The sequence below is a fragment of the Actinomycetospora corticicola genome, assembly GCF_013409505.1.
Classification (GTDB): domain Bacteria; phylum Actinomycetota; class Actinomycetes; order Mycobacteriales; family Pseudonocardiaceae; genus Actinomycetospora; species Actinomycetospora corticicola.
Map to the genome: position 1 here is coordinate 6,026,578 of NZ_JACCBN010000001.1, position 21,405 is coordinate 6,047,982.

A 21,405-nucleotide genomic window follows, 5' to 3' on the forward strand; every position below is an offset into this window, starting at 1 on the left:
TCAGACGAACAGGCGCGGGAGCAGGTCGCGCGCGCCGTCGCGCAGGTCGTCGACCGCCACCGGCGACCCGTCGAGGTGGCGCAGCAGCGCCTGCCCGAAGAGGCCGTCGAAGAGGGCGTACGCGTACGACGGCGAGGCCGTGGGCGTGCGGCCGCCGAGCTCGCCGTAGCTGCTCACCACGCGCCAGATCATGCCCTGCAGGCTGTCGTCGATCGCGGCGACGTCGGCGCGGAACGCCGGCTCGAACAGCGCCTGGGCCCGCAGGTCGTACCAGAGCCGGTGCAGCAGGGCGTCCTCGCGCAGCGTCGTCGCGAGCCCCTCGCCGCACGCCGTCGCGAGCCCCTCGGCGGTGTCGGCGGCCGCGACGAGGCCGTCGTAGCGCGCCACGCAGGCGACCTTGTAGCGCTGCACGCAGTAGGTGATCAGCTCGACCTTGTCGCGGAAGTAGTAGTGCAGGACGCCGTGCGAGAAGGACGTGTTCTCCGCGATCGTGCGCAGGCTCGTCCGGGCGTACCCCAGGTCCGCGAGGGTGACCAGAGCGGCGTCCGCGAGCTCCCGACGACGGTCCTCGAACTTGTCGGCCTGGGGCCGTCGCGATCGGACGTCGGAGCTGGTCACACGGTCACGATACGTCGGACGACCCGCCGCCGTCGCCGTTCCTGACCACTCGTCCACGATTTCCTTGACAGTCGTCCAGGGCCACGCCAGTGTCGTGATCCGGCGCACAGGGGCGCCGCCGATCGGAGGTACGCACCCGCCGATGTCGCTCTGCTTCTACCTCGACAAGGGCGCCTCGCTCGATCCCGACGCGCCGTGTCTGACCCTCGACGGGGTCTCGCGGACCTACGGCGAGGTCGTCGAGCTCTCGCACGCCGTGGCCCGCGCCCTGCGCCGCTCGGGCGTCGCGCCCGGCGACAAGGTCGGCATCCTCTCGGCCAACGACCCGGTCGCGTTCTCCTCCGTGTTCGGCATCGCCCGCGCCGGTGCGGTGTGGTGCCCGATCAACCCGCGCAACGCGGCAGGGGAGACCGCCGAGCTGCTGGACCTGTTCGACTGCTCGGTGCTGATCTACCAGCCCGCCTTCGACGAGCTGGTAGCCACGATCGCGCCGGACCTGCCGTCGTTGCGGACGCTGGTGCGGTTCGGCCCGGCCGACGGCACCGCGCAGGCCTTCGACGCCTGGCTCGACGCCGCGCGGGACGACCCCTCCGAGGAGACCGCGCCCGCCGACGACGTCGTCGCCCTCGTGGGCACCGGCGGCACCACGGGGCGCCCGAAAGGCGTGATGCTGACCGACCGGAACATCGAGGTCATGTCGGCGATCACGCTGATGAGCTACCCGTTCGGGGAGCGGCCGGTCTACCTCGCCCTCGCGCCGCTGACGCACGCCGCGGGGGTGCTCTGCTTCCCCGTCCTCGCGCGCGGCGGCGAGGTCGTGATCATGGCGAAGCCCGACGTCGCGCGGTTCCTGGAGCTGATCGAGGCGCACCGGGTCACGCACACGTTCCTGCCGCCGACGCTGATCTACATGGTGCTCGGGCACGAGGCCCTGGCGACGACGGATCTCTCCTCGCTGCAGTGCTTCTGGTACGGCGCAGCCCCGATGTCCCCGACCCGGCTGGCGGAGGCACTCGAGCGGATCGGGCCGATGGCCCAGCTCTTCGGGCAGTCCGAGGCGCCGATGATGATCTCGACGATGGCGCCCGCCGACCACCGGCGCGCCGACGGCTCGATCCACACCGAGCGGCTCACCTCGGCGGGGAAGCCCTCGCCGCTGGTCACCGTGGCGATCCTCGGCCCCGACGGGCAGCCCGTGCCCCGGGGCGAGCGCGGCGAGATCGTGGTGCGCAGCGCGCTGGTGATGGCCGGGTACTACCGCAACCCCGAGGCCACCGCGGAGGTCTCCGCGCACGGCTGGCACCACACCGGCGACATCGGCTACCTCGACGACGAGGGCTTCCTGTTCATCGTCGACCGCGCGAAGGACATGGTCATCACCGGGGGCTTCAACGTCTACTCCGCCGAGGTGGAGCAGGCCGTGATGGCCCACGACGGCGTCCGCGACTGCGCGGTGATCGGCCTGCCCGACGAGAAGTGGGGCGAGCGGGTGGTCGCGGTGATCCAGCCGCAGCCCGACACCACCCTCGACGCCGACGAGGTCATCGGCTTCGTCAAGGCCCGCGTCGGCAGCGTGAAGACCCCCAAGCAGGTCGAGTTCTGGCCCGACCTGCCGCGCTCGACCGTCGGCAAGGTGCTCAAGGCCGACATCCGCTCGTCACTCGCACCCCAGTCCTGACCGACCACATCCCCGTTCACATCGACGTGAGGAACGAACGAACATGACCGAACTGGCGGGCAAGCGCGTCTTCGTCACCGGCTCCGGCGCCGGCATCGGGAAGGCCATCGCCACCCTGTTCACCCAGAACGGCGCCCGGGTCGTGGTCAGTGACCTCGACCCGGCCACCAGCAAGGCCGCGGCCGACGAGATCGGCGCGGCCGGGGTCGCCGACTGCGACGTCACCGACGAGGCGCAGGTCCAGTCGGCCATCGGCAGGGCGGTGGAGATCCTCGGCGGGCTCGACGTCCTGGTGAACAACGCCGGCATCGAGATCTCCTCGCCGCTGCTGCAGCAGTCGACCGAGAGCTTCGACAAGATCTGGGCCGTCAACGTGCGCGGGCCGTTCGTCGCGATGAAGGCCGCGATCCCGCACCTGATGGAGTCGAAGGGCAACATCGTCAACATCGCCTCGATCGCGGGCGTCGGCGGCAGCCCGCTGCTCGGCTCCTACTGCGCCACCAAGGCGGCCGTGATCCAGATGACGCGGGTCACCGCGGTGGAGATGCGACCGGCCGGCGTCCGCGTCAACGCGGTCTGTCCGGGCTTCGCCGACACCGCGATGGTGGAGCGGCTCGTGCCGGACTTCGAGGCGGCCACGCAGGTGCCGTTCACCGACCTGGTCGCCATGAAGCAGGGCCGGCTCGGGACGCCGCAGGACATCGCCGAGGTCGCGTCCTTCCTCGCCTCCGACCGCGCCTCCTGGGTGACCGGCAGCCACTACGTGCTCGACGGCGGGCTGACGGCCTCGCTGGTCTGATCATCACCCGGACCGGGCCCGCGGAGGTGACTCGCGGGCCCGGCTCCGGGGTAGACCAGCGCGCGTGCTGGCACTGGACACCCCTGACCTCGACGACCTGCGCGCGCGGCACGCCCGCCACGAGCCCGCGTGGCTCGACCTGACCGACCCCGACGAGGCCGAGCTCGCCGCCGTCGCGGAGGCCCTCGGGCTGCACCCGCTCGCCCTGGAGGACAGCCGGGACTTCGGCCAGCGCCCGAAGCTCGACCGGTACGACGAGCAGATCCTCCTGGTCCTCTACGGACTCGCGACGGCGCCCGCCGGTACGCCCGAGCTGGTCGAGGTGCACGTCCACGTCGTCGGCTCGTCCGTCCTGACGATCAGCCGCCGACCGCCCGCGCAGCTGGAGCGCGTCCGGCGTCGGCTGCACGACGCCTGCAGCCCGGGCGAGCTGGTCTACCGGGTCGTCGACGCCGTCGTCGACTCCCTCACCGAGAGCCTCGAGCTGGTCGCCGAGGAGGTCGACGCCTTCGAGGAGACGATCTTCGACCACCCGCGTGCCCGCGACCGCGACCGGATGGCGGTGCTGCGCCGCGCCCTCAACGGGCTGCGCCGGACCCTGATGGTGCAACGGCAGGTGTTCCCGCGGCTGGTCGAGGCGGTCGTCGCGATCTCCGACGACGACGACGAGGCGCGTGCCTACCTCGCCGACGTCGGCGACCACCTGTCCCAGGCGCTCGACGAGATCGACGCGGACCGGGAGTCGCTGCAGGGGATGCTCGACACGTACTCCAACGAGGTGCAGGAGCGCCTGACGATCGTCGCGACGATCTTCCTGCCCCTGACCGCGCTCACCGGGTTCTTCGGCACGAACTTCCAGTGGATGCTCGACCACATCGGCTCGGCGTGGGCGTTCTTCGTCTTCGGGGTCGGCGGCACGGTCGTCTCGTGCGTGGCCATCATCCTGTGGCTGCGCCGCACCGGGCTGCTGGACCGGACCCGACCCGAGGCCTGACCCGTCGTCAGGAATCCGCGAGGAGAGCCCGGACCTCGGTGACGACCGCGTCCGGCCGGTCGAGGGCGACGAGGTGCCCGGCGTCGTCGAGCAGCCGGGGCTCCGGGGCCCCGAGCCGGGCGGCCAGGTCCCGCTGGGTCGCGATCCAGCGCGCCCGGCCCCGGCCCGAGCCGGCCGCGCCGACCAGCAGCCGTACCGGAGGAGTCGGGGCGCCCCGCTCGCGCTGCCACGCGAGCACGCCGGCCTGCAGCGGGCCGTGCCCGAACCACGCGTCGACGGTGGTGCGGACCCAGGCCCGTGAGGAGTAGACGGTGCGCACGGCAGCAGGGGTCAGGCGATCCCGACGACGGGTCGATGCGGCCCGCACACCCAGCCGCCGCACGGCGGGCCCGAGCAGGGTGCTGATCCCGGTAGCCAGGACGACGTCGGCCACAGCGCGCCCGACGGCGCCGAGAGCCGCGGGCGCGAGGCGGACCGCGCTCTCGTGGGAGGCGTCGACCAGCAGAGCACCCGCGATCCCGGCGTCGGCGTGCCCGTCGCCCGCGTAGAGCGCCGCCTGCACGTGCAGCCCGCCCGAGGAGTGCCCGACGAGCAGGACCGGCCGTGCTGTACCGATCAGCCGCTCGGCGAGCCGGGCGGCCACGGCCTGCGGCGTCCAGTCCGTGCGGGTGCGCAGCGGGGGAGCGTCGGCCGGGTCGACGACGAGCACCGCGACCTCGGCGGACAGGGCGTCGACGACGTCGTCCCACTCACCTGGGGTGGACCCGAGCCCGGGCACGATCACGACGGTGCGTGCCCTCACCGGTGGCTCCACCGGGAGCCGCTGACGACCACGAGACCGATCGTCACCAGCACGGCCGAGAGGGCCAGCACCTGCACCCGCTGCACCCAGCCGATGACGTGGTCGAGCCCGAGCGTCACGGTCTCCTCCAGCACGACGACGAGCCCGGGCGCGGCGACGAGGGCCAGCCCGATCAGCAGTGCCCCCTCGAACGGGGTGGCGGGCTGGTCGGCGCGACGACCGCTCGACCGGGCCACCGCGAGGAGTGCGACCGCGACGATCGCCGCGAGGTTCGACACGAGGCTGGTCAGCTCGTGGACCCCGAACGCGAGCGCCGACCGCGAGGCCTCCGCCGCGGCACAGGCGGCGTCGGCGGAGGGCGCGCAGGTCATCGGGGCCAGGACGTCGAGCACGGTGGCGACGCCGAACAGGCCGAGCGCCACGCCGGCCCAGCGCACCGGGGTGAGGCGGCTGCGGGCGACGTGGAGGCCGGCGATGACGACGACGAGCCCGACCACGGCGTCCACCCCGCGGAAGACCGCGCCGTGGGGCTGGTCGAGGGCGGCGAGCTCGCTGACGTAGGAGCGTCCCGGGTCGAGCCGGGTCCCGAGCAGCGGCGTCACGAGGAAGGCCGAGTAGACGAGCCCGGCGACCACGGTGGCGATGCCGACGGCGCGGTCCGTGGCGGTCACACCGGGGGCCACCGTCGGATCCTCCGCGCCCGGGGCGTCGCCGGTCTGCTCCTCGGCGGTCACGGCTCCTCCTCGCTCCCGACGTCGGGGCGGGCCCGGGTACCCACCTCCGCCGCGGGGACCTCCCGCCGTCGGGACGGCGCTCATCCCTTCGCGCGGTAGGCCTCCTGGAAGGCCGGCACCGCGTCGGCGCCGCGGACCGCGTCGGCGCTGAGCACTTCGTCGACGGGGCGGCCGCGCAGCACCTGCTTGACCGGGCGCTCCAGCTTCTTGCCGGTCAGCGTGCGGGGGATCGCCGGGACGGCGGCGATGAGATCGGGGACGTGGCGGGGGGACAGGTGCCGACGGATGTCGCGGACGATCCGACCGCGCAGGTCGTCGTCGAGCTCGGCGTCGGGAAGGAGCTCGACGAACAGCAGCAGCTCGCCCGAGCCGCCCTGGTCGTCCTCGAGGTGCACGACGAGCGAGTCGACCACCTCGGCCATGTCCTCGACGACGTCGTAGAACTCGGCGGTGCCCAGCCGCACGCCGCCGCGGTTGAGGGTGGCGTCCGAGCGGCCGGTGATCACGCAGCTGCCGCGCTCGGTGAAGCGCACCCAGTCGCCGTGGCGCCAGACGCCGGGGTAGGTGTCGAAGTAGGCCTCGCGGTAGCGCTCGCCGTCGGGGTCGTTCCAGAACGACACCGGCATCGAGGGCATCGGCGCCCGCACCACGAGCTCGCCGAGCTCCTCGACGAGGACCTCGCCCGCCTCGTCGAAGGCGGCGACGTCGAGGCCGACGCCCGGGCCGGACATCTCGCCGCGCCAGACCGGCTGCCACACCCCGCCGCCGACGAACCCGCTGCACACGTCGGTCCCGCCGCTGAACGGGTTGAGGATGACGTCCGGGCCGAGGTGCTCGTAGACGTAGTCGAAGGCCTCCGCGGGCAGCGGTGCCCCCGTCGTCCCGATCTGCCGCAGCTCCGGCCAGCGCGGGGGGACGACGTCGGTCTTGCGGCACGACATCAGGTAGCCGGGGCTGGTGCCGAACAGGGCCACGCGCTCGTCGGCGGCGAGGCGCCACTGCGTCTCCAGGTCGGGGTGCAGCGGGTTGCCGTCGAGCAGCACGATCGTGGCGCGGTGCAGCAGCACGGAGATCGTGATGTTCCACATCGCCCACGCCGTGGTGGTGAACCAGAGCGTCCGGTCGCCGGGGTGGATGTCGAAGTGCAGCCCGTACAGCCGCAGGTGCTCGAGCAGGATCCCGCCGTGCCCGTGCACGATCGCCTTGGGCAGCCCGGTGGTGCCCGAGGAGAACAGCACGTAGAGCGGGTGGTCGAAGGCCACCGGCGCGAACTCGAGCGGGCCGGACCCGGCGAGCAGCTCGTCCCAGGTCAGGGCGTCGGGTACCGGGTGCGGGCCGTAGTCGAGACCGACGACGTGCCGGACGGTCGTCAGGCCCTCCCGGATGCGGGCCAGCTCCTCGCGCTGGTCGACGACCTTGTCGCCGTAGCGGTAGGACGCCACCGCGACCAGCACCGTCGGCTCGACCTGTCCGAGGCGGTCCACGACGCTGCGCGCGCCGAACTCGGGCGCGCAGGCCGCCCAGATCGCGCCGAGGCTCGCGGCGGCGAGGAACACGACGATGGTCTCCGGGACGTGCGGGAGGTAGCCGACGACGCGGTCCCCGTGCCCGACGCCGAGCCGCACGAGCCCTGCGCGGGCGCGTGCGACCTGGTCGCGCAGCTCGCCGAACGTGAGCTCGGAGTCCCCCCGGGTCTGGGAGCGGGCGACGATCGCCGGCAGGTCGGCGTCGGCCTCGGTGCCGACCATGTGCTCGGCGTAGTTCAGCCGTGCTCCCGGGAACCACTGCGCGCCGGGCATCTCCGAGGACCCCAGCACCTGCTCGTAGGAGCCCGACACCCCGAAGTGGTCCCAGATCGAGGCCCAGAACGCCTCGGGCTGGGCCACCGACCAGCGCCACAGGTCGCGGTGGTCGTCGAACGTCAGGCCGCGCGTCGAGGACAGGTACTCCAGGTAGACGCCGAGCGTCGTCCCGTCCGGAGTTCCCGCCGGGCGCAGCAACGTCGGTCCGTCCGGGGTGGTCATGGCGATGATCGTGCCGTGACGTAGGTCTCTCGTTCAACGCCGGAATCCGGCGTCGGGTCAGCGCAGCGCCGCGACCAGGTCGGCGAAGTGCCGCGGCGGGGGAGGGGCGTCGCCGGGGCGGTTGAGCCGCAGGCGGTCGGCGACGTCGCCGAAGCGGTCCCGGAGGGTCCGCGCGGCCTCGTCGGGCGAGCCGACCGCGCACATGGCGTGCAGGAGGTCGTCGTCGACGAGGGCGGGCATGTCGTCCCAGCGCCCCTCCTTGGACAGCCGGTGGAGCTCGGTCTGCAGGTCGCCCTGCCCGTGGAGTTCGAGCACCCGGCGGTAGGCGGGGGTCGAGCCGTAGAAGGAGATCTGGCGGCGCACGGCCTCGACGTCGCTCTCGTCGAGGGCGACGAACGGCGACAGCGCGATCTGCAGGGGAGGGGCGTCGGCCGGCCGGTGGGCGGCGACCTCGGGGACGATCACCTCGCGCAGGTAGGCCTCGGTGCAGAACGGGTGGACGAACAGGCCGTCGGCCACCTCGGCGGTCACCCGGAGCATCCGCGGTCCGACCGCGGCGAGGAAGACCGGCGGCGGGCCGTAGGGGTTCGACGGCGGGGTGAACGCCGGTGCCATGAGGGTGTGCTCGTAGAAGCGGCCGCGGTGCTCGAGGCGCTCACCGGTGGACCAGGTCCGCCAGATCGCGCGCAGGGCGACCACGAACTCGCGCATCCGGTCCGCCGGCTCCGACCAGGGCATGGAGAACCGCCGGGTGACGTGCGGCCGGATCTGGCTCCCCAGCCCGAGGATGAGGCGGCCCTCCGAGAACCGCTGCAGGTCCCACGCCGGGTAGGCCACCGTCATCGGGGTGCGGGCGAAGGCGATCGCGACCGACGGCCCGACCTGCAGGCGCTCCGAGTGCTCGCAGGCGAGGGTCAGCGAGAGGAAGGGATCGGCCCGGTTCTCGGTGTTCCACGCCCCGTCGAACCCGATCTCCTCGATGGCACGGACGTCCGCGGCGACCCCGGACAGCGCCGTCTCGAGCCTCGCGTCGATCTTCATCGGGCCGACGCCAGGTCGGCGTAGGTGTCGCGGAGCTCGCGCTTGAGGATCTTCCCACTGGGGTTCTTGGGCAGTTCGTCGACGATCACCACGTACTTGGGCGCCTTGAAGCCGGCGAGGCGCTCCCGGGTGTGGGCGACGATCTCCGTCGGCTCGGCGGTGGCGCCGTCGCGGAGCACCACGGCCGCGGCGACCGCCTCGATCCACTCGGGGTGGCTGACCCCGAACACCGCGACCTCGCTGACGGCGGGGTGGGCGTAGATCGCGTCCTCGACCTCGCGGCTCGCGACGTTCTCGCCGCCGGTGATGATGAGGTCCTTCTTGCGGTCGACGATGGTCAGGTAGCCCTCGGCGTCCATCACGCCGAGGTCGCCGCTGTGGAACCAGCCGTTCCGGAACACCTCGGCGGTGGCCTCCGGCTTGCCCCAGTAGCCGCGCATCGCGTGCGGCGTGCGGTGCACGATCTCGCCGACCTGCCCCACCGGCACCGGGCGGTCGTCGTCGTCGTGGAGGCGGGTCTCGACGTTGAGGCTCGCCCGTCCCGCCGTGCCGGCCTTCGTGATCTGCTCCTCGGGGAACAGGACGGTCGCGTTCGGGGCCAGCTCGGTCTGGCCGTAGTAGTTGAACAGCCGGATGCCCGGGAGGCGCTCGCCCAGCTCCTGGAGCACCGCGACCGGCATGATCGCGGCGCCGTAGTACCCCTTGCGCAGCGACGACAGGTCGTGGCGGTCGAAGGCGGGGGAGCGCAGCAGCCGGATCCACACGGTCGGCGGGCAGAACATCTTCGTGACGCCCTCGGCGGCGACCGTGCCGAGGATCGTGTCGGGATCGGGCGAGTCGACGACGACGCTGGTGGCGCCCAGGTAGACGTCCGGCGTGAGGAAGTCGTGCAGCGCCGCGCAGTGGTAGAGCGGCAGGGCGTGCAGCTCGACGTCGTCACGGTGGTACTCGCCGTCGACGATGTCGCTGAGGTACTGGGCGATCAGGTTCCGGTTGGTCATGATCGCGCCCTTGGGCGCCGACGTGGTCCCGCTGGTGTAGAGCAGCTGCACCGGGTCGTCGTCGCCGATCTCGACGTCGGGCTCTCCTGCGTCGTGGTGCTCGAGCAGCCGGTCGAACGACGTCCAGCCCGGTCGTCGGCCGATGACCACCCCGATCGCGATCGCGACCCGGGCCGCCCCGAGGGTGTCCACCAGATCGTCCTCGACGATCACGGCCCTCGCCCCGCTGTCCTCCAGGACGTAGCGCAACTCGGGCGCGGTGAAGTTGAAGTTCACCGGCACCGAGATGGCCCCGATCCGGGCGAGTGCGAAGTAGGCGACGACGAACGCGTAGGAGTTGTGGGAGAAGATCGCGACCCGGTCGTTGCGGGCGACCCCGCGTTCGATCAGGGCGTTCGCCACCCGGTTGGCATCGGCGTCGACCTCGGCGAACGTGCGTCGGGTGTCCCGGTGGACGATCGCGGTCTTCGCCGGGAACTTCCCGGCCGTGCGGGACAGGATCGTGCCGAGGGTCTGCCGGCGGGCCCGGGCGACGTCGGGGGTGTACGGCGGCAGGTACCGGTCGAGATCGTCCACGCGAGGCTCCCTCAGGTCGGCGCGGGGTGATCCTCTCCCGTCGGCGCCGGTGCGGGAAGCCGACCGAAGCGCCCGTGTTGCGCTCGCAGCCGAGGGCGGACGACGCTGACCTCACCTGGTCGAGACGAGCCCGGAGGCTGATCGATGAAGACCCGCGCCGCAGTGATGGACAAGGGGCAGAAGGAGTTCGAGATCGTCGAGCTCGACGTCGACGAGCCGGGTCCGGGCGAGGTGCACATCAAATTCACCGCCTCCGGTCTGTGCCACTCGGACCTGCACCTGGTCGAGGGCATCTACGGCGACTCCCCGCGCTATCCGATCGTGGCCGGGCACGAGGGCGCGGGGATCATCGAGTCGGTCGGCCCCGGCGTCACGCACGTGGAGCCCGGTGACCACGTCGTCTGCAGCTTCATGCCGAGCTGCGGGTACTGCCGCTACTGCGAGACCGGGCACACCAACCTGTGCAACATCGGCGCCAACATCCTGCAGGGGTGCATGCCCGACGGGACGTTCCGCTACCACCGCGGGGGGACCGACCTCGGCGGCTTCTGCATGCTCGGCACGTTCTCCGAGCGTGCCACCGTGCACGCGCGGTCGGCGGTGAAGGTCGACCCGTGGCTCCCGCTCGAGGTGGCCGTCCTCGCCGGGTGCGGCGTCCCCACCGGCTGGGGCTCGGCGGTCAACGCGGGCGGGGTGCGCGCCGGGGACACGGCGGTGATCTTCGGGGCCGGCGGGGTCGGGATGAACGCGGTCCAGGGCGCCGCCCAGGCGGGGGCCCAGTACGTGGTGGTCGTGGACCCCGTGGAGTTCAAGCGGGAGACGGCGTTGTCGTTCGGCGCGACCCACGTCTTCGCCGACGCGGCGGAGGCCGACGTCAAGGTCAAGGAACTGACCTGGGGCAACGGCGCGGATCAGGCGGTCATCACGGTGAGCGTCATGGACGAGACCGTCATCCGGCAGGCGTTCGACATCGTCGGCAAGGGCTCGACGGTGGTGATGGTGAGCCAGGCCAACGCGGCGAACAACACGATCCAGCTGCCCAGCGCGCTGATGGTCCGCAGCGAGAAGGTGCTCCGGGGCGCCCAGTTCGGGTCGTGCAACCCGCACTACGACATCCCGCGCCTGCTGCGGCTGTGGAACAAGGGCAGCCTGAAGCTCGACGAGCTCGTCACCAAGCAGTACACCCTCGACCAGGTCAACGACGGCTACCAGGACCTGCGCGACGGCAAGATCATCCGCGGGGTCGTGGTGCACGGCTGACCCCGCTCCTTCCCGCCGGCCGCGCCGTGGGTGTCGGGTGCTCCGACGCCCTCGGCCGCGGTTGCGTGGGTCCCGTGTGCGGAGGACAGTCGGCAGTGCAGAGACCCTCGACGATCACCGGGATGGTCGGCTCCGCGTCCGCCCGCATCGGGAGCCTGGGCCCTCTCGGAAGGCCACGTCCTGGCCGGTCTCCGGCTGCTCCCGAGGCACGGTGCGGGTCGTCCGCGTCGCGCAGACCCCTGTGACCGCACCCGTCGTGCCGCACGGCCCTCGGGAATTCTCTCCGCTCCCGAGGACTCTCATGACACTCATCGCCGTCTCCGCGTGGGACTACGACGCACCTCCGGCCCCTCGTCCCGCGGACGAGGAATGGATCGATCGGCTCACGGCACTGCAGATCCTGACCCGGCACGGCGACGTGGAGGCCGAGGCGCAGGCCCGGGCGTGGCTGGCGGCCGACCCGGCGGCGCGGACCGTGTGGGACACGGTGGCCGAGGTGTGCGGGCACGCCGCGGACACCCGCTGATGCGGCGGAGCGCCCGGCAACTCGTGGTGGACCTGATGGACCTGAGCCGCGAGGCGGTCGGGGCGGTCGGCATCCTCGTCCGACCGTCGCTCGCGCCCGAACGGCGATCCGGGCACGGAGCGCCGCCGCTCCGTGAGGTGACGTGACCGGCGCGGACCCCATCCGTTCGCCGCGGCGGCTCAACGCGCTCGAGGCGATGATGTGGCGGGCGGAGGTGGATCCCCGCCTCCGCCACCCGGTGGTGATCGTCGATCTGCTCGACGTCGAGCCCGCCTGGGACCGGCTCCTCGAGTCCCACGACCGGGCGACCCGATACGTGCCGCGGCTGCGCGACCGCGTCCTCGAGCCGTGGTGGGGCTGGGGCCTGCCCGAGTGGTCGCCCGACCCGGGCTTCGCTCTCGACTACCACGTCCGGCGGTCCCGGTTGGCGGAGCCCGGCGACCTGACCTCGCTGCTCGACCACGCCGCGACGTGGGCGACGACGCCTTTCGACCGCGCCCGCCCTCCGTGGGAGGTCCTCCTCGTGACGGGCCTCGACGGCGGCCGCGCCGGCTACCTGCTGAAGGTCCACCACAGCCTGGCGGACGGCGTCGGTCTGGTGCAGATCCTGTCCCTGCTCCACGGACACGCCCGTGAGCCGGAGCCGACACCCCCGGTGTCGGTGATCCCGGACCGTGATGATCGATCCCGCGTCAGTCTGACCGCGTCGCGCACGGTGGCGGCGATCGCGAGGACCCCCGTCGACCTGCTCGTCGGCCTCACGGGTGCGCTCGGCGCCTCCTCACGCCACGCACGGCATCCCGTCGCCGCGACGCGGGACGGCGCGGCGTTCGTCGCGTCGGCCGCGCGTGCGGCCCTCCCGCACCGCGCCCCTGCGTCGCCGCTGCTGCGACACCGCAGCCTCAACCGCCGGTTCCTGGTCTGGGACATCGGGTTGGAGGCCCTCAAACGGGCGGGGCGGTCGGCGGGGGGCTCGCTGAACGACGCCTACGTCGCCGCGGTCCTCGGTGGCGTGGCCCGGTACCACCGCAGGATGGGCGCGCGGGTGCCGGAGCGGATTCCGGTCGGGATGCCGATGAACACGCGCGTGGCGTCCGATGCGCTCGGCGGCAACCACTGGGCGGGTCTCCGGTTCGCGGCCCCGCTGGACGAGGACGACGCGGCCACGCGCATCCGTCTCGTTCGCGACATCGTCGTCGGGCTGCGGCAGGAGCGCATCACGGATGCGCTCGGACTCGTCGCGCCCGTGCTCGCCGCTCTCCCCCCGGTGCTGCTGGCGCGCGTGCAGGGCGGCGCCACCCGCGGCAACGACGTGCAGGTCAGCAACATCCCCGGCGTGACGCGCCCGGCCTTCGTCGCCGGCGCGCACATCGAGCGCAGTTACGCGTTCGGGCCACTGCCCGGGGGCGCGGTGATGGCGGCCCTGATGTCGGACGCCGACACCTGCCACGTCGGGGCCACCATCGACACCGCCGCGATCACCGCTCCCGGAACGTTCGCCGCCTGCGTCGAGGAGTCCTTCGCCGAGGTCCTGGCCCTCGGCTGAGGTGGTTCAGCCCGGGTGTCCGTTCTCGACGGCGAGCGCAGCGGCGACGGCGTCGTAGGTCGCCCCTCGGGCATCGATCGCCGCCACGAGGGTGTCACTGTCGACCTCTGCCTCGCCGACCAGCGTGTCGCCCTCGCTCAGGCTGATCCGGGTGCGTTGTCCGAGCGGTTGCAGACGGGCCCGACGTGCTGCCGGTCCGTGGACGGTGACGCCGCCGTCGGGGGAGAAGGACGGTGGCTCGACGTCCGAGGCGCCCGTCCGCCGGACGGCACGTCGCAGGGCGACGGCCCGGTCCGACGTCGAGGTCACGGCCGGCTCCGAGCCGACCGACCGGGATCGCGGACCGGTCGGACCACCGCTCACGGTCGACCCGGCTGTGGCGGCGTGAACTCGACGAACTCGTCGGGCGCCGGACCGGGCAACCCCGCGGCCCGGTGCAGTCCGAGCATGCCGAGCAGTTCGCGGCAGTCCTCCACGCCGGTACTCAGGGCCGCTACGACACGAACCGCCCGGCGACGAGCGGCGGCCGAGGTCGCGGCGTCCCGTTCCAGGTCCCGGGCCGGCTCGATGGGGATGAAGCGGGGCCGGGCGTTCACGAGGCACCCGCGCCCGTGAGCACCTCGGAGGGAGAGCGTCGCTCGCCGCCCCGGCCCGCTGCCTCGAGCAGCTCCTCGCCGCGTTCCTCGTCGGTCGAGGACGGGATGACCCTGAGCCCGACGCGCGCCCGGCCTCGCCCGCGGACGACGAGCCAGAGCGTGGAGGCCTCGATCGACCGGAATCCCTCGACCGGGATGCGACCCTCGGATCCGGCGAGACGCCGGACCCCGACCGCGTCCCAGTCGGCGAGGCCGAAGGCGACCCGCTCCACCGGCCCCACCCGCGCACCGACGGCGGCGAGCAGCGAGGGGAGTTCGGCGGCGAGGTCCCGCGTCCGCGGCCACCACGCGCCGTCGACGTAGCCGTTGTCGTTCCCCGCTAGGTCCCGGAGCCGCAGCCGCGGCTCGCCCGGGGTGTCCGAGTGGTCGTGCACGTCGTGCGGTCCCGACATCGCGGGCGCCCCGTCCCAGGCCGCCGAGCGGCCGGTATGGCAGTTCTGGCGAGGGGGACCGGCGTGGACGCCGATCGGGAACGCCCCGATACGCTCAGCGTACGTGCTCACGAGGATGTCGCGGCGATCGACCGTGATCCGGACGGACCCGCGACGCCGGCCGTGCGTCGACGGAGTCTCAGATGGTGTGGTGCGCAACCGGATCGCGTTATGGTGCTCACCGTGGGCGGCGAGCCCGGACCCGCTCGTCGCCGGTAGGTACTGCAGCTCGGTGTTCCGAGGACGTACGCGCAGCGAGAGGTCCGTCCATCCGTGAACTCGATCCCTCCCGGTCGTCGGCACCTGAGGTCGGTCGCGCCCATCGATACCGATCCCGGGACTCCGGTGCCCCTCCACCTCGCCGTGCGACGACTGATCCCGACCAGGGGCCCGGAGAGCGTCGACGAGACGTTGGCGCTGATCGTGGCTGGGGCCGTCGCGTCGTTGCCGCTCGTGCGGCGGGCCGGCATCTCGTACCTTGAGCGTGACGGCACCGTCAGCTCGCGGGCCCCGTCCGACGCCGTGGTCGCCGAGCTCGACGCGCTGCAGAACACGCTCGACCAGGGACCCTGCCTCGACGCGGTCCGGGGCGGAGGCCCGGTGACCGCGTCGGACATGAGCACCTCGGGCGTCGACCGGTGGCCGCAGTTCGCCCCGGTCGCAGCGCAGCGAGGAGTGCTCGTGGCGTGCTCGCTGCCCCTCTTCAACCGCCACGACGGCGTCGTCGGTGCGCTGACCCTCTACGGCGGACACCCGGAGGTCGTCGGCGAGGACGGCCTGTCCCGGGCGGCGGTGTTCGCGTCCTGCGCCTCCCTCGCGCTGCACGGCGCTCATCGCGTGGCCCGGATGACGACGGCGCTGGCCAACCGGGATGCGATCGGTCAGGCCAAGGGCATCCTGATGGAGCGGTACGGGCTCTCGGACGACGAGGCCTTCGCGCGCCTCGTGGCCTCGAGCCAGCACGTCAACCTCAAGGTCCACGCCGTCGCGCGGTGGTTGATCGACGACGCACGAGGAGCGGGGTCCCGACCGTGAGGCCGCGGTGATCGACCGACCGGAGGCGGTGCTCGGCCGAGGCCCTCGGCCGGGTCGCTGACCACCCGCGCCGGGGCTAGGGTCGGCGGTCCTCGTCGCAGTGGAACGAACGGGTCCCACTGCCCGCCCCGGATCCGACCCGGCGATGCTCCGAGCGGCGCATCCGCGATGGGGGACTCCGGATGGGGGGCGACGGCACCGATCGGCCGCCCGACGACGAGGCCGCGGACGGCGATCTGCCGCGCGGGCCGGGACCGGTTGCGCTCGGACACCGCCTTGGCCAGGTCTGCGCGGACCTCCGGTCCCGAGTCGCCGTCGACGGGGCCGGGATCACGGTGATGGGCAGTCTGGCGGGAGGGCTGCGCGGAGTGAGGGACCAGATCGCCGCCGTCGGGGCCCTGTCGAGCCGACTCGAGGACCTTCAGCTGACGACGGGGGAGGGCCCGTGCCTCGATGCCTTCGCCCGAGGGGTCCCGGTGCTGACCGCCGATCTCGCCGCGGAGCTCGGTCGATGGCCCGGCTTCGCCCCGAGTGCTCTGGCTGCCGGGGCGGCGGCGGTCTTCTCGTTCCCGCTGCAGCTCGGAGTGGTCCGCCTGGGCACGCTCGACCTGTACCGCACCCGCTCCGGGGGACTGTCGCGATCGCAGCTCGCGAGCGCCCTCGCCGCAGGGGACGCGGTGACGGAGGCCCTGCTCACGGACCCCGACACCGATCCCGGGGCAGGGGAGGACATCGGCTGGCTGCCCGGCGTCCACGCCGATGTCCACATCGCCTCCGGCATGCTCTCGGCGCGGTCCGGGATGGACGTCGGTACGGCGTTGCTGCGCCTGCGTGCCCACGCGTTCGCGCACGGCGAGCCGCTGCACGAGGTGGCTCGCCGGGTCATCGCGCGCACGCTGGACCTCACCGACCCGATTCACGACGATCCGCGACCCACCCCGGACCCGGAGGACGACCACCCATGAGCGAGACCCGTGAGGCGGAGGTGGTCGACACCTTCCTGGCGCTGACCGACACCCTGGTCCACGACTTCGACGCGCTGGACATGCTGACGATGCTCGCCGAGCGTTGCATCGCGCTGCTCGACGTCTCCGCCGCGGGCGTCATCCTCGTCGACGGGCAGGGGAGGCTCTCCGTGGCCGCGGCCTCCTCCGAGCGGTCCCGATTGCTCGAGGTGTTCGCCGTCGCGATCGACGGCGGGCCCTGCGTCGACTGCGTACGGACGGGGGAGCAGCAGCTCTGCGACGATCTCACCGCCGCCGACGCCCGGCACCGCTGGCCGCACTACGCACACGGTGCCGTCGAGGCGGGATTCCGGGCGACGCATGCGCTGCCGATGCGACTGCGCGACGACGTGATCGGGGTGCTGACCCTCCTGCACACCCGTCCACACGCCCTCTCCGACATCGACGCCCGTCTCGGGCAGGCCCTCGCCGACGCGGCCACGATCGGACTGATCCACGAGCGCGCGGTCCGCAGGGCGGAGACCGTCCAGGAGCAACTGCAGGGCGCTCTCAACAGCCGGATCGTCATCGAGCAGGCCAAGGGAGTGCTCGTCGCCGAGTCCCACCTCCGCTCCCGCACGGCGGTCGATCCCGAGGAGGCGTTCGCCCTGCTGCGGCGCCACGCCCGCTCTCGCGGGCAGCGCCTCACGGACCTGGCCCGCAGCCTCGTCGAGCGCACGGTGGATCCGTCCGTCGTGCTGGACGGCTGACCTGATCCCCGACGCGGTCCACGCGGCGGGAACGTGTGGGGGTGGGCGCGGCGAGCCGTCGGTCCCGGAGGTGGGGACGGTGCCCGCGGGTAGCGACCGCGCGACAGCGTCCGCAGTGGCCCGGTTCGGCTCGGAGCTGGGCGGTGCCGCGTGGTCGACGTCCACCCGACTCGGAGAGCGCGACGCCGATGAGGCCGGTCATTGCGCCCACGGGGCGTGCGGAGGACGATTCATGGCGCGATGACGGTTCCTACGACCGTCTGCTTCGCGACCACTCGCTTCGAGAGCCCTGGACACTCTCGAAAGGTTCATCCGGGCTGCGTCGTCCGGTCCTTTCTCCAGCATCGACGAGTCGTGAACGGGTCCGCACCTCCCACGGGCCCGTCACCCCCGCGCCTCGTGGGCGGGGTGGAGATCGCTCGGATGACGCCGCCCCGATCCGGGGTCCGGTGCGCTCGGCGGCGAACACCCTCGCGCAGCGGGGCCCGGTCGGCTCGGCACTCCGCACCGTGCACGACCCGGGCGTCCGCTGTGGACGCCCGCCGTGTCCAGCCACGACGCGGCGCACAGGACCCGATGACGCTCCGGGCGACGGAAAGGCACTGATGGACGAGGCACTGCTCAGGTCTGATCTCTTCGGTGGACTGGACCCGACTGCCGCGGAGGCACTGGCGGCGGCGCTCGATCGCGTCGATCTCCCTCGTGGTGCCGTCGTCTTCTGTGAGGGCGAGCAGGGCGACCGGCTCTTCGTCCTGCAGAGCGGGGTGGTCACGGTGGGCCGTCGGGCCGCCGACGGGCGGGAGAGCCTGCTGTCGGTCATCGGGCCGTCCGACGTGTTCGGCGAACTCGCCGCCTTCGATCCCGGCCCCCGGACCTCGACGGCCACGTGCGTCACCGATGTCCACGTCTACTCCCTGGGTGGAGCCGCGCTCACCAGGTGGATCACACGATCACCGGAGTTCGCGGACCACCGGCTGCGCCTGCTCGTCCGTCGACTCCGTCGCGCCGAGAGTCGACTCACGGAGATGGCCGTCAGCGAGGTGGCGAGCCGGGTCGCCGCGGTCCTGCTGCACCTCGCGCATCGCTTCGGCTACCAGGAGGCAGGCACGCTCCGGATCAGGGCGGTCCTCAGCCACGACGAGATCGCCGAGCTCGCGGGTGCATCGCACGAGGTGGGCAGGAAGGCCCTGGAAGACTTCGTGGCCCGTGGGTGGCTGCTGGTGGACAAGAAGTCCCTCGTCGTTCTCGAACCGGACCGCCTTCGCCGTCACTCCCGTCGAGCGGTGAGCGGAGACCTCCAGGTCGGCTCATCGGTGGGTCACGACGACCGTCACCGGGCGGCCCCCGTGCGCGCGATGTCCAGGGAGCGGAAGGTCGAGCCGATCGCCGCCTCCACGTGGGTGTCGATCCCGTGTCTGCCGACCATGACTAGGTCGATCTCCCACCGCTCCGCCGCCGGCGAGGAGCTGCTCGAGCGTGCCCACCGGGCCCGAGCCGAATCGGTCCGCCTCGGCCTCGAGGCCGTCGGTAGCCGTCAGCGGTCACGAGAGATCTGTACCGGGTCCATCCGCGTGCGGGACGGCACTTTTCGGAGGTGGACGTGATCCCTCATCGGCTACGACGCCCGCCGACCGGTCGTGGCCATCGCCGCTGAGCGGTTCGCCCGACGAGTCCTGCTCCCGCCCGACCGGTCGGTCCAGGTGCCGCCGATGTCGAGGGAGCCGCCAGGAGCAGGCCGACACACGACGAAGGCCCCGACCGATGCCGGTCAGGGCCTTCATGTGAGGGTGCGCCGTCAGGGACTCGAACCCCGAACCCAGTGGACAGGGTTCACGTCGGCTGCGATTGCCCGTCATTTGCATCCGTGCTGCTCAGGGACATGATCGATTCCTCGCGATCTTCTGCCGTAGCGGGCCGTCGGCGGCGATGGTGTGACGTAAGCGGTACTCAATGCGTTCGTGCAGGCCCTTGCCGAGACGTCGTCGTCGCCTCAGCCGTCACAGGTGTCGTGGCGCGGCGACCCTTACTCAGGCGTCGACATCAAACGGTGGTTCCCGTCCTACCTGGGCTGCGCCCAAGGCCGCTCTCCCGATGTCCGAAGCCCTTGCCGACCTCACCGGGGGCTCCACCGAGCGGACGGGGCCAGTGTCTCGACCGTGGGCTCGCCGCGGACTAGGCGTACGGCGCCCTGACATCGAGGGCGGGGTTCAGCTCTTGAGGACGTCGCGGGGGTAGCGGTCGTAGCGATTGCGGTAATCGTCGGAGAAGCGGCCGGGGTTCGAGAATCCCCAGCGCATGGCGATGGCCGCGACGGTGTCGCCGCGGCTGGGGCCGGCGTTGAGGAGATCCACGTGGGCTCGTCCCATCCGGGTCTCGCGCAGGTGCTCGATCGGTGTCCTGTCGAGGTGTCGTCGGAAGGCGAGTTGTAACGCGCGGACGCCGATTCGGGCCGCAGCGGCGATCTCGGTGATTCCGATGTCCTCGTGGGCGTGTTCCTCGATGTAGTCGAGGGCGCGGCGGAGTGCCCGCGGGCTCATCGATTCGACGCTGTAACGGTTCGCGGCGTGTAGGGCCGTGTTGGGGAAGGTCGTCAGCATCGCGGTGGCGAGTTGCCGGAACGCTCCGGCGAGGAGGAGCGGCGGCGGGGAATTCAGGCTCAGGAGGTCGGCGCGAACGTGCTCGGTGAGCGCACGCCAGTGGCGTTCCAGCGGCTTGGAGATCGCGGTGACGCCTTCGAAGCGCACGGTCGATGGGAGCGCGCCGGTGAGCTCGGCGGCGATCACGGCGACCCGCCGCTCGTCGAGGGTCACCGTTTGCATGACTACGTGCTCCCACTGCCCGACGTACGACGTCCAGGTCGGGGCGAGCATGAGATCGGTCGCGTAGCGCTCCTCTCCGAGGCGGAGCCTCAGGGTGCTGCCGGCGCGCGGAGCCATCGTGATCAGCTTGCCGTCTGCTGGTTCGGAGGGTCCGAGGAAGCCCATCGAATGGGCCATCGTCGTGATGTCGAGGTCGATGGTGGACGTGCTGGACACATCGAAGGCGAAGGAGGCGCGGTCGCCGTGTAGTTCCGGGGTGTGCTCGGTGTAGGCGGTCCGCATCCACTCGAAGGCTTCGTCGGGGTCGCCGCTGGCGAAGTGATCGTGCTGGATCAGCGCCGCAGCTCGCTCCGTCATCGTCGCTCCCTCAGCTCCGTGGCTCGGGCCAACGTACCGACGCAGGCCAGACCGGCTGAGCGTCGAGCACGAAGAGCTCGAGCATGAGCACCTGATGAAGTCGTCGTAGTTCAGGTAGACGATGCTGCTGGGGTACGAGGTTTGACGGTGTCTAGCGGGGCCGGTCGCTCAAGCTTCGCCGCGTCTGCCGAGAACCTCGGCGGGCCAGCGTAGGCCGTCGGCACGTTCCGGATCGTTCAGCACGTCGTCAGCTCCCGACATCGCGGGCGCCCCGTCCCGGGCCGACGAGCGGTCGGTCCGGTACTTCTCCGGGAAGGCTGGCACGGATACAGATCGATGACGCCCGACCTGCGTAGCGTACGCACTCGCGCCGCCCCGGACGGTGGACAGCGCGTCCGGGACACTCGCTGCGGTCAGTCGAGTTTCGAGCCGATGGTCCGCGCGGCACGATCGACGATGAGGTCGATGTCGACGTCGCGGCCCGTCGTGACGGTGTCATGGACCATCTCGACGGCGAGTTCGGCGGTCGCCACGTCGACCAGCCAGGTCGAAGGCAGGCGCCCCGGCTCGAACCACTCCTCGCCGTGACGATCGTCGACGGCAGCGAGCACGACCAGACCCGAGCATCCGATCGGTTCCGAAGCCCACAACTGCATCGCAACAGTCTGCGCGGGGAGGATCGAGGACCTGCGCTGGGCGCGGGCAGGTGAGGAAGCCGGACCGTCCGGTTGGCGCGGTCGCCGCCTCGTTCGCGAGCATGGGCCGCCGTGGTGCTCGCGGCTCTGGCTCCGGGC

21 protein-coding genes and 1 pseudogene are annotated in these 21,405 nt (G+C 72.2%); 11 read left to right on the forward strand and 11 right to left on the reverse strand.

Going from position 1 to position 21,405, the window contains the following annotated elements:
* Positions 1-618 (reverse strand): TetR family transcriptional regulator, encoded by a 618-nt coding sequence (locus tag BJ983_RS29355; protein WP_179797051.1) that lies wholly within the window; start codon positions 616-618, stop codon positions 1-3.
* A gap of 142 nt (positions 619-760) precedes the next feature.
* Here BJ983_RS29355 and BJ983_RS29360 point away from each other — a divergent pair, with 142 nt between their 5' ends.
* The 3 genes from BJ983_RS29360 (at position 761) to BJ983_RS29370 (ending at position 4,089) form a co-directional block, all read left to right on the forward strand.
* Positions 761-2,296, forward strand: a complete 1,536-nt coding sequence (locus tag BJ983_RS29360) for an acyl-CoA synthetase (RefSeq protein WP_179797052.1) — start codon at positions 761-763, stop codon at positions 2,294-2,296.
* Positions 2,297-2,339: 43 nt separating this feature from the next.
* Entirely contained in the window at positions 2,340-3,095 is a 756-nt protein-coding gene (locus BJ983_RS29365; protein ID WP_179797053.1) for an SDR family NAD(P)-dependent oxidoreductase, read from the forward strand.
* A gap of 64 nt (positions 3,096-3,159) precedes the next feature.
* Positions 3,160-4,089, forward strand: coding sequence for a CorA family divalent cation transporter (locus BJ983_RS29370; RefSeq protein ID WP_179797054.1), 930 nt, complete (start codon positions 3,160-3,162; stop codon positions 4,087-4,089).
* Between the two features lie 7 nt (positions 4,090-4,096).
* Here BJ983_RS29370 and BJ983_RS29375 read toward each other — a convergent pair whose 3' ends face one another.
* From BJ983_RS29375 to BJ983_RS29395, 5 genes are all read right to left on the reverse strand, one after another.
* A complete protein-coding gene (locus BJ983_RS29375) occupies positions 4,097-4,891 on the reverse strand; it encodes an alpha/beta fold hydrolase (RefSeq protein ID WP_179797055.1) in 795 nt (264 codons plus the stop codon).
* Positions 4,888-5,625, reverse strand: a complete 738-nt coding sequence (locus tag BJ983_RS29380) for a DUF998 domain-containing protein (RefSeq protein ID WP_179797056.1) — start codon at positions 5,623-5,625, stop codon at positions 4,888-4,890. The genes BJ983_RS29375 and BJ983_RS29380 overlap by 4 nt, the downstream gene beginning before the upstream one ends.
* Positions 5,626-5,705: 80 nt before the next feature.
* A complete protein-coding gene (locus BJ983_RS29385) occupies positions 5,706-7,649 on the reverse strand; it encodes an acetoacetate--CoA ligase (RefSeq protein WP_179797057.1) in 1,944 nt (647 codons plus the stop codon).
* Positions 7,650-7,706: 57 nt separating this feature from the next.
* Positions 7,707-8,690 (reverse strand): TIGR03617 family F420-dependent LLM class oxidoreductase, encoded by a 984-nt coding sequence (locus tag BJ983_RS29390; RefSeq protein WP_179797058.1) that lies wholly within the window; start codon positions 8,688-8,690, stop codon positions 7,707-7,709.
* The gene (locus BJ983_RS29395; protein WP_343054418.1) at positions 8,687-10,267 is read right to left on the reverse strand and encodes a fatty acyl-CoA synthetase; all 1,581 of its coding nucleotides are present in this window, start codon (positions 10,265-10,267) and stop codon (positions 8,687-8,689) included. Before BJ983_RS29395 ends, BJ983_RS29390 begins: the two co-directional genes overlap by 4 nt.
* 144 nt (positions 10,268-10,411) lie before the next feature.
* On the opposite strand from BJ983_RS29395, the gene BJ983_RS29400 reads away from it, so the two are divergent.
* The 3 genes from BJ983_RS29400 to BJ983_RS32615 all read left to right on the forward strand — a co-directional run bounded on the left by BJ983_RS29400 (position 10,412) and on the right by BJ983_RS32615 (position 13,599).
* Positions 10,412-11,527, forward strand: coding sequence for an NDMA-dependent alcohol dehydrogenase (locus BJ983_RS29400; RefSeq protein ID WP_179797059.1), 1,116 nt, complete (start codon positions 10,412-10,414; stop codon positions 11,525-11,527).
* Between the two features lie 301 nt (positions 11,528-11,828).
* Complete coding sequence (locus BJ983_RS29405; protein WP_179797060.1) at positions 11,829-12,053, forward strand: hypothetical protein; 225 nt, start codon at positions 11,829-11,831, stop codon at positions 12,051-12,053.
* A 142-nt stretch (positions 12,054-12,195) separates the two neighbouring features.
* Entirely contained in the window at positions 12,196-13,599 is a 1,404-nt protein-coding gene (locus BJ983_RS32615; protein ID WP_179797061.1) for a wax ester/triacylglycerol synthase domain-containing protein, read from the forward strand.
* Between the two features lie 6 nt (positions 13,600-13,605).
* On the opposite strand, the gene BJ983_RS29415 is transcribed toward BJ983_RS32615, so the two are convergent.
* Genes BJ983_RS29415 through BJ983_RS29425 form a run of 3 tightly spaced genes read right to left on the reverse strand, consistent with a single transcriptional unit; the run spans position 13,606 to position 14,758 of the window.
* On the reverse strand, positions 13,606-13,908 hold the full coding sequence (locus tag BJ983_RS29415; protein ID WP_179797062.1) for a hypothetical protein: 303 nt from the start codon (positions 13,906-13,908) through the stop codon (positions 13,606-13,608).
* A gap of 50 nt (positions 13,909-13,958) precedes the next feature.
* Complete coding sequence (locus tag BJ983_RS29420; protein WP_179797063.1) at positions 13,959-14,195, reverse strand: hypothetical protein; 237 nt, start codon at positions 14,193-14,195, stop codon at positions 13,959-13,961.
* On the reverse strand, positions 14,192-14,758 hold the full coding sequence (locus tag BJ983_RS29425; RefSeq protein WP_179797064.1) for a DUF5994 family protein: 567 nt from the start codon (positions 14,756-14,758) through the stop codon (positions 14,192-14,194). Before BJ983_RS29425 ends, BJ983_RS29420 begins: the two co-directional genes overlap by 4 nt.
* Positions 14,759-15,031: 273 nt before the next feature.
* Between BJ983_RS29425 and BJ983_RS29430 the strand changes: the two genes are divergently transcribed.
* From BJ983_RS29430 to BJ983_RS32770, 5 genes and pseudogenes are all read left to right on the forward strand, one after another.
* Positions 15,032-15,721 carry an ANTAR domain-containing protein gene (locus BJ983_RS29430; protein WP_179797065.1) on the forward strand — a complete coding sequence of 230 codons (690 nt, stop codon included), beginning with the start codon at positions 15,032-15,034 and terminating at the stop codon, positions 15,719-15,721.
* Between the two features lie 368 nt (positions 15,722-16,089).
* Complete coding sequence (locus BJ983_RS31970) at positions 16,090-16,686, forward strand: ANTAR domain-containing protein (protein WP_179797066.1); 597 nt, start codon at positions 16,090-16,092, stop codon at positions 16,684-16,686.
* Positions 16,683-17,435 (forward strand): GAF and ANTAR domain-containing protein, encoded by a 753-nt coding sequence (locus tag BJ983_RS29440; RefSeq protein WP_179797067.1) that lies wholly within the window; start codon positions 16,683-16,685, stop codon positions 17,433-17,435. Before BJ983_RS31970 ends, BJ983_RS29440 begins: the two co-directional genes overlap by 4 nt.
* 605 nt (positions 17,436-18,040) lie before the next feature.
* Positions 18,041-18,367 (forward strand): annotated as a pseudogene (locus BJ983_RS32765) (cyclic nucleotide-binding domain-containing protein); the annotation flags it as partial.
* A 93-nt stretch (positions 18,368-18,460) separates the two neighbouring features.
* Positions 18,461-19,039: a helix-turn-helix domain-containing protein gene (locus BJ983_RS32770; protein WP_246326724.1), complete on the forward strand. Its 579-nt coding sequence runs from the start codon at positions 18,461-18,463 to the stop codon at positions 19,037-19,039.
* Positions 19,040-19,642: 603 nt separating this feature from the next.
* Here the strand turns inward: BJ983_RS32770 and BJ983_RS29450 are convergent.
* Both BJ983_RS29450 and BJ983_RS29455 read right to left on the reverse strand, forming a co-directional pair.
* Positions 19,643-20,611: a helix-turn-helix transcriptional regulator gene (locus BJ983_RS29450; protein ID WP_179797069.1), complete on the reverse strand. Its 969-nt coding sequence runs from the start codon at positions 20,609-20,611 to the stop codon at positions 19,643-19,645.
* Positions 20,612-21,024: 413 nt separating this feature from the next.
* Entirely contained in the window at positions 21,025-21,222 is a 198-nt protein-coding gene (locus BJ983_RS29455; protein ID WP_179797070.1) for a hypothetical protein, read from the reverse strand.
* Positions 21,223-21,405 lie beyond the last annotated feature (183 nt).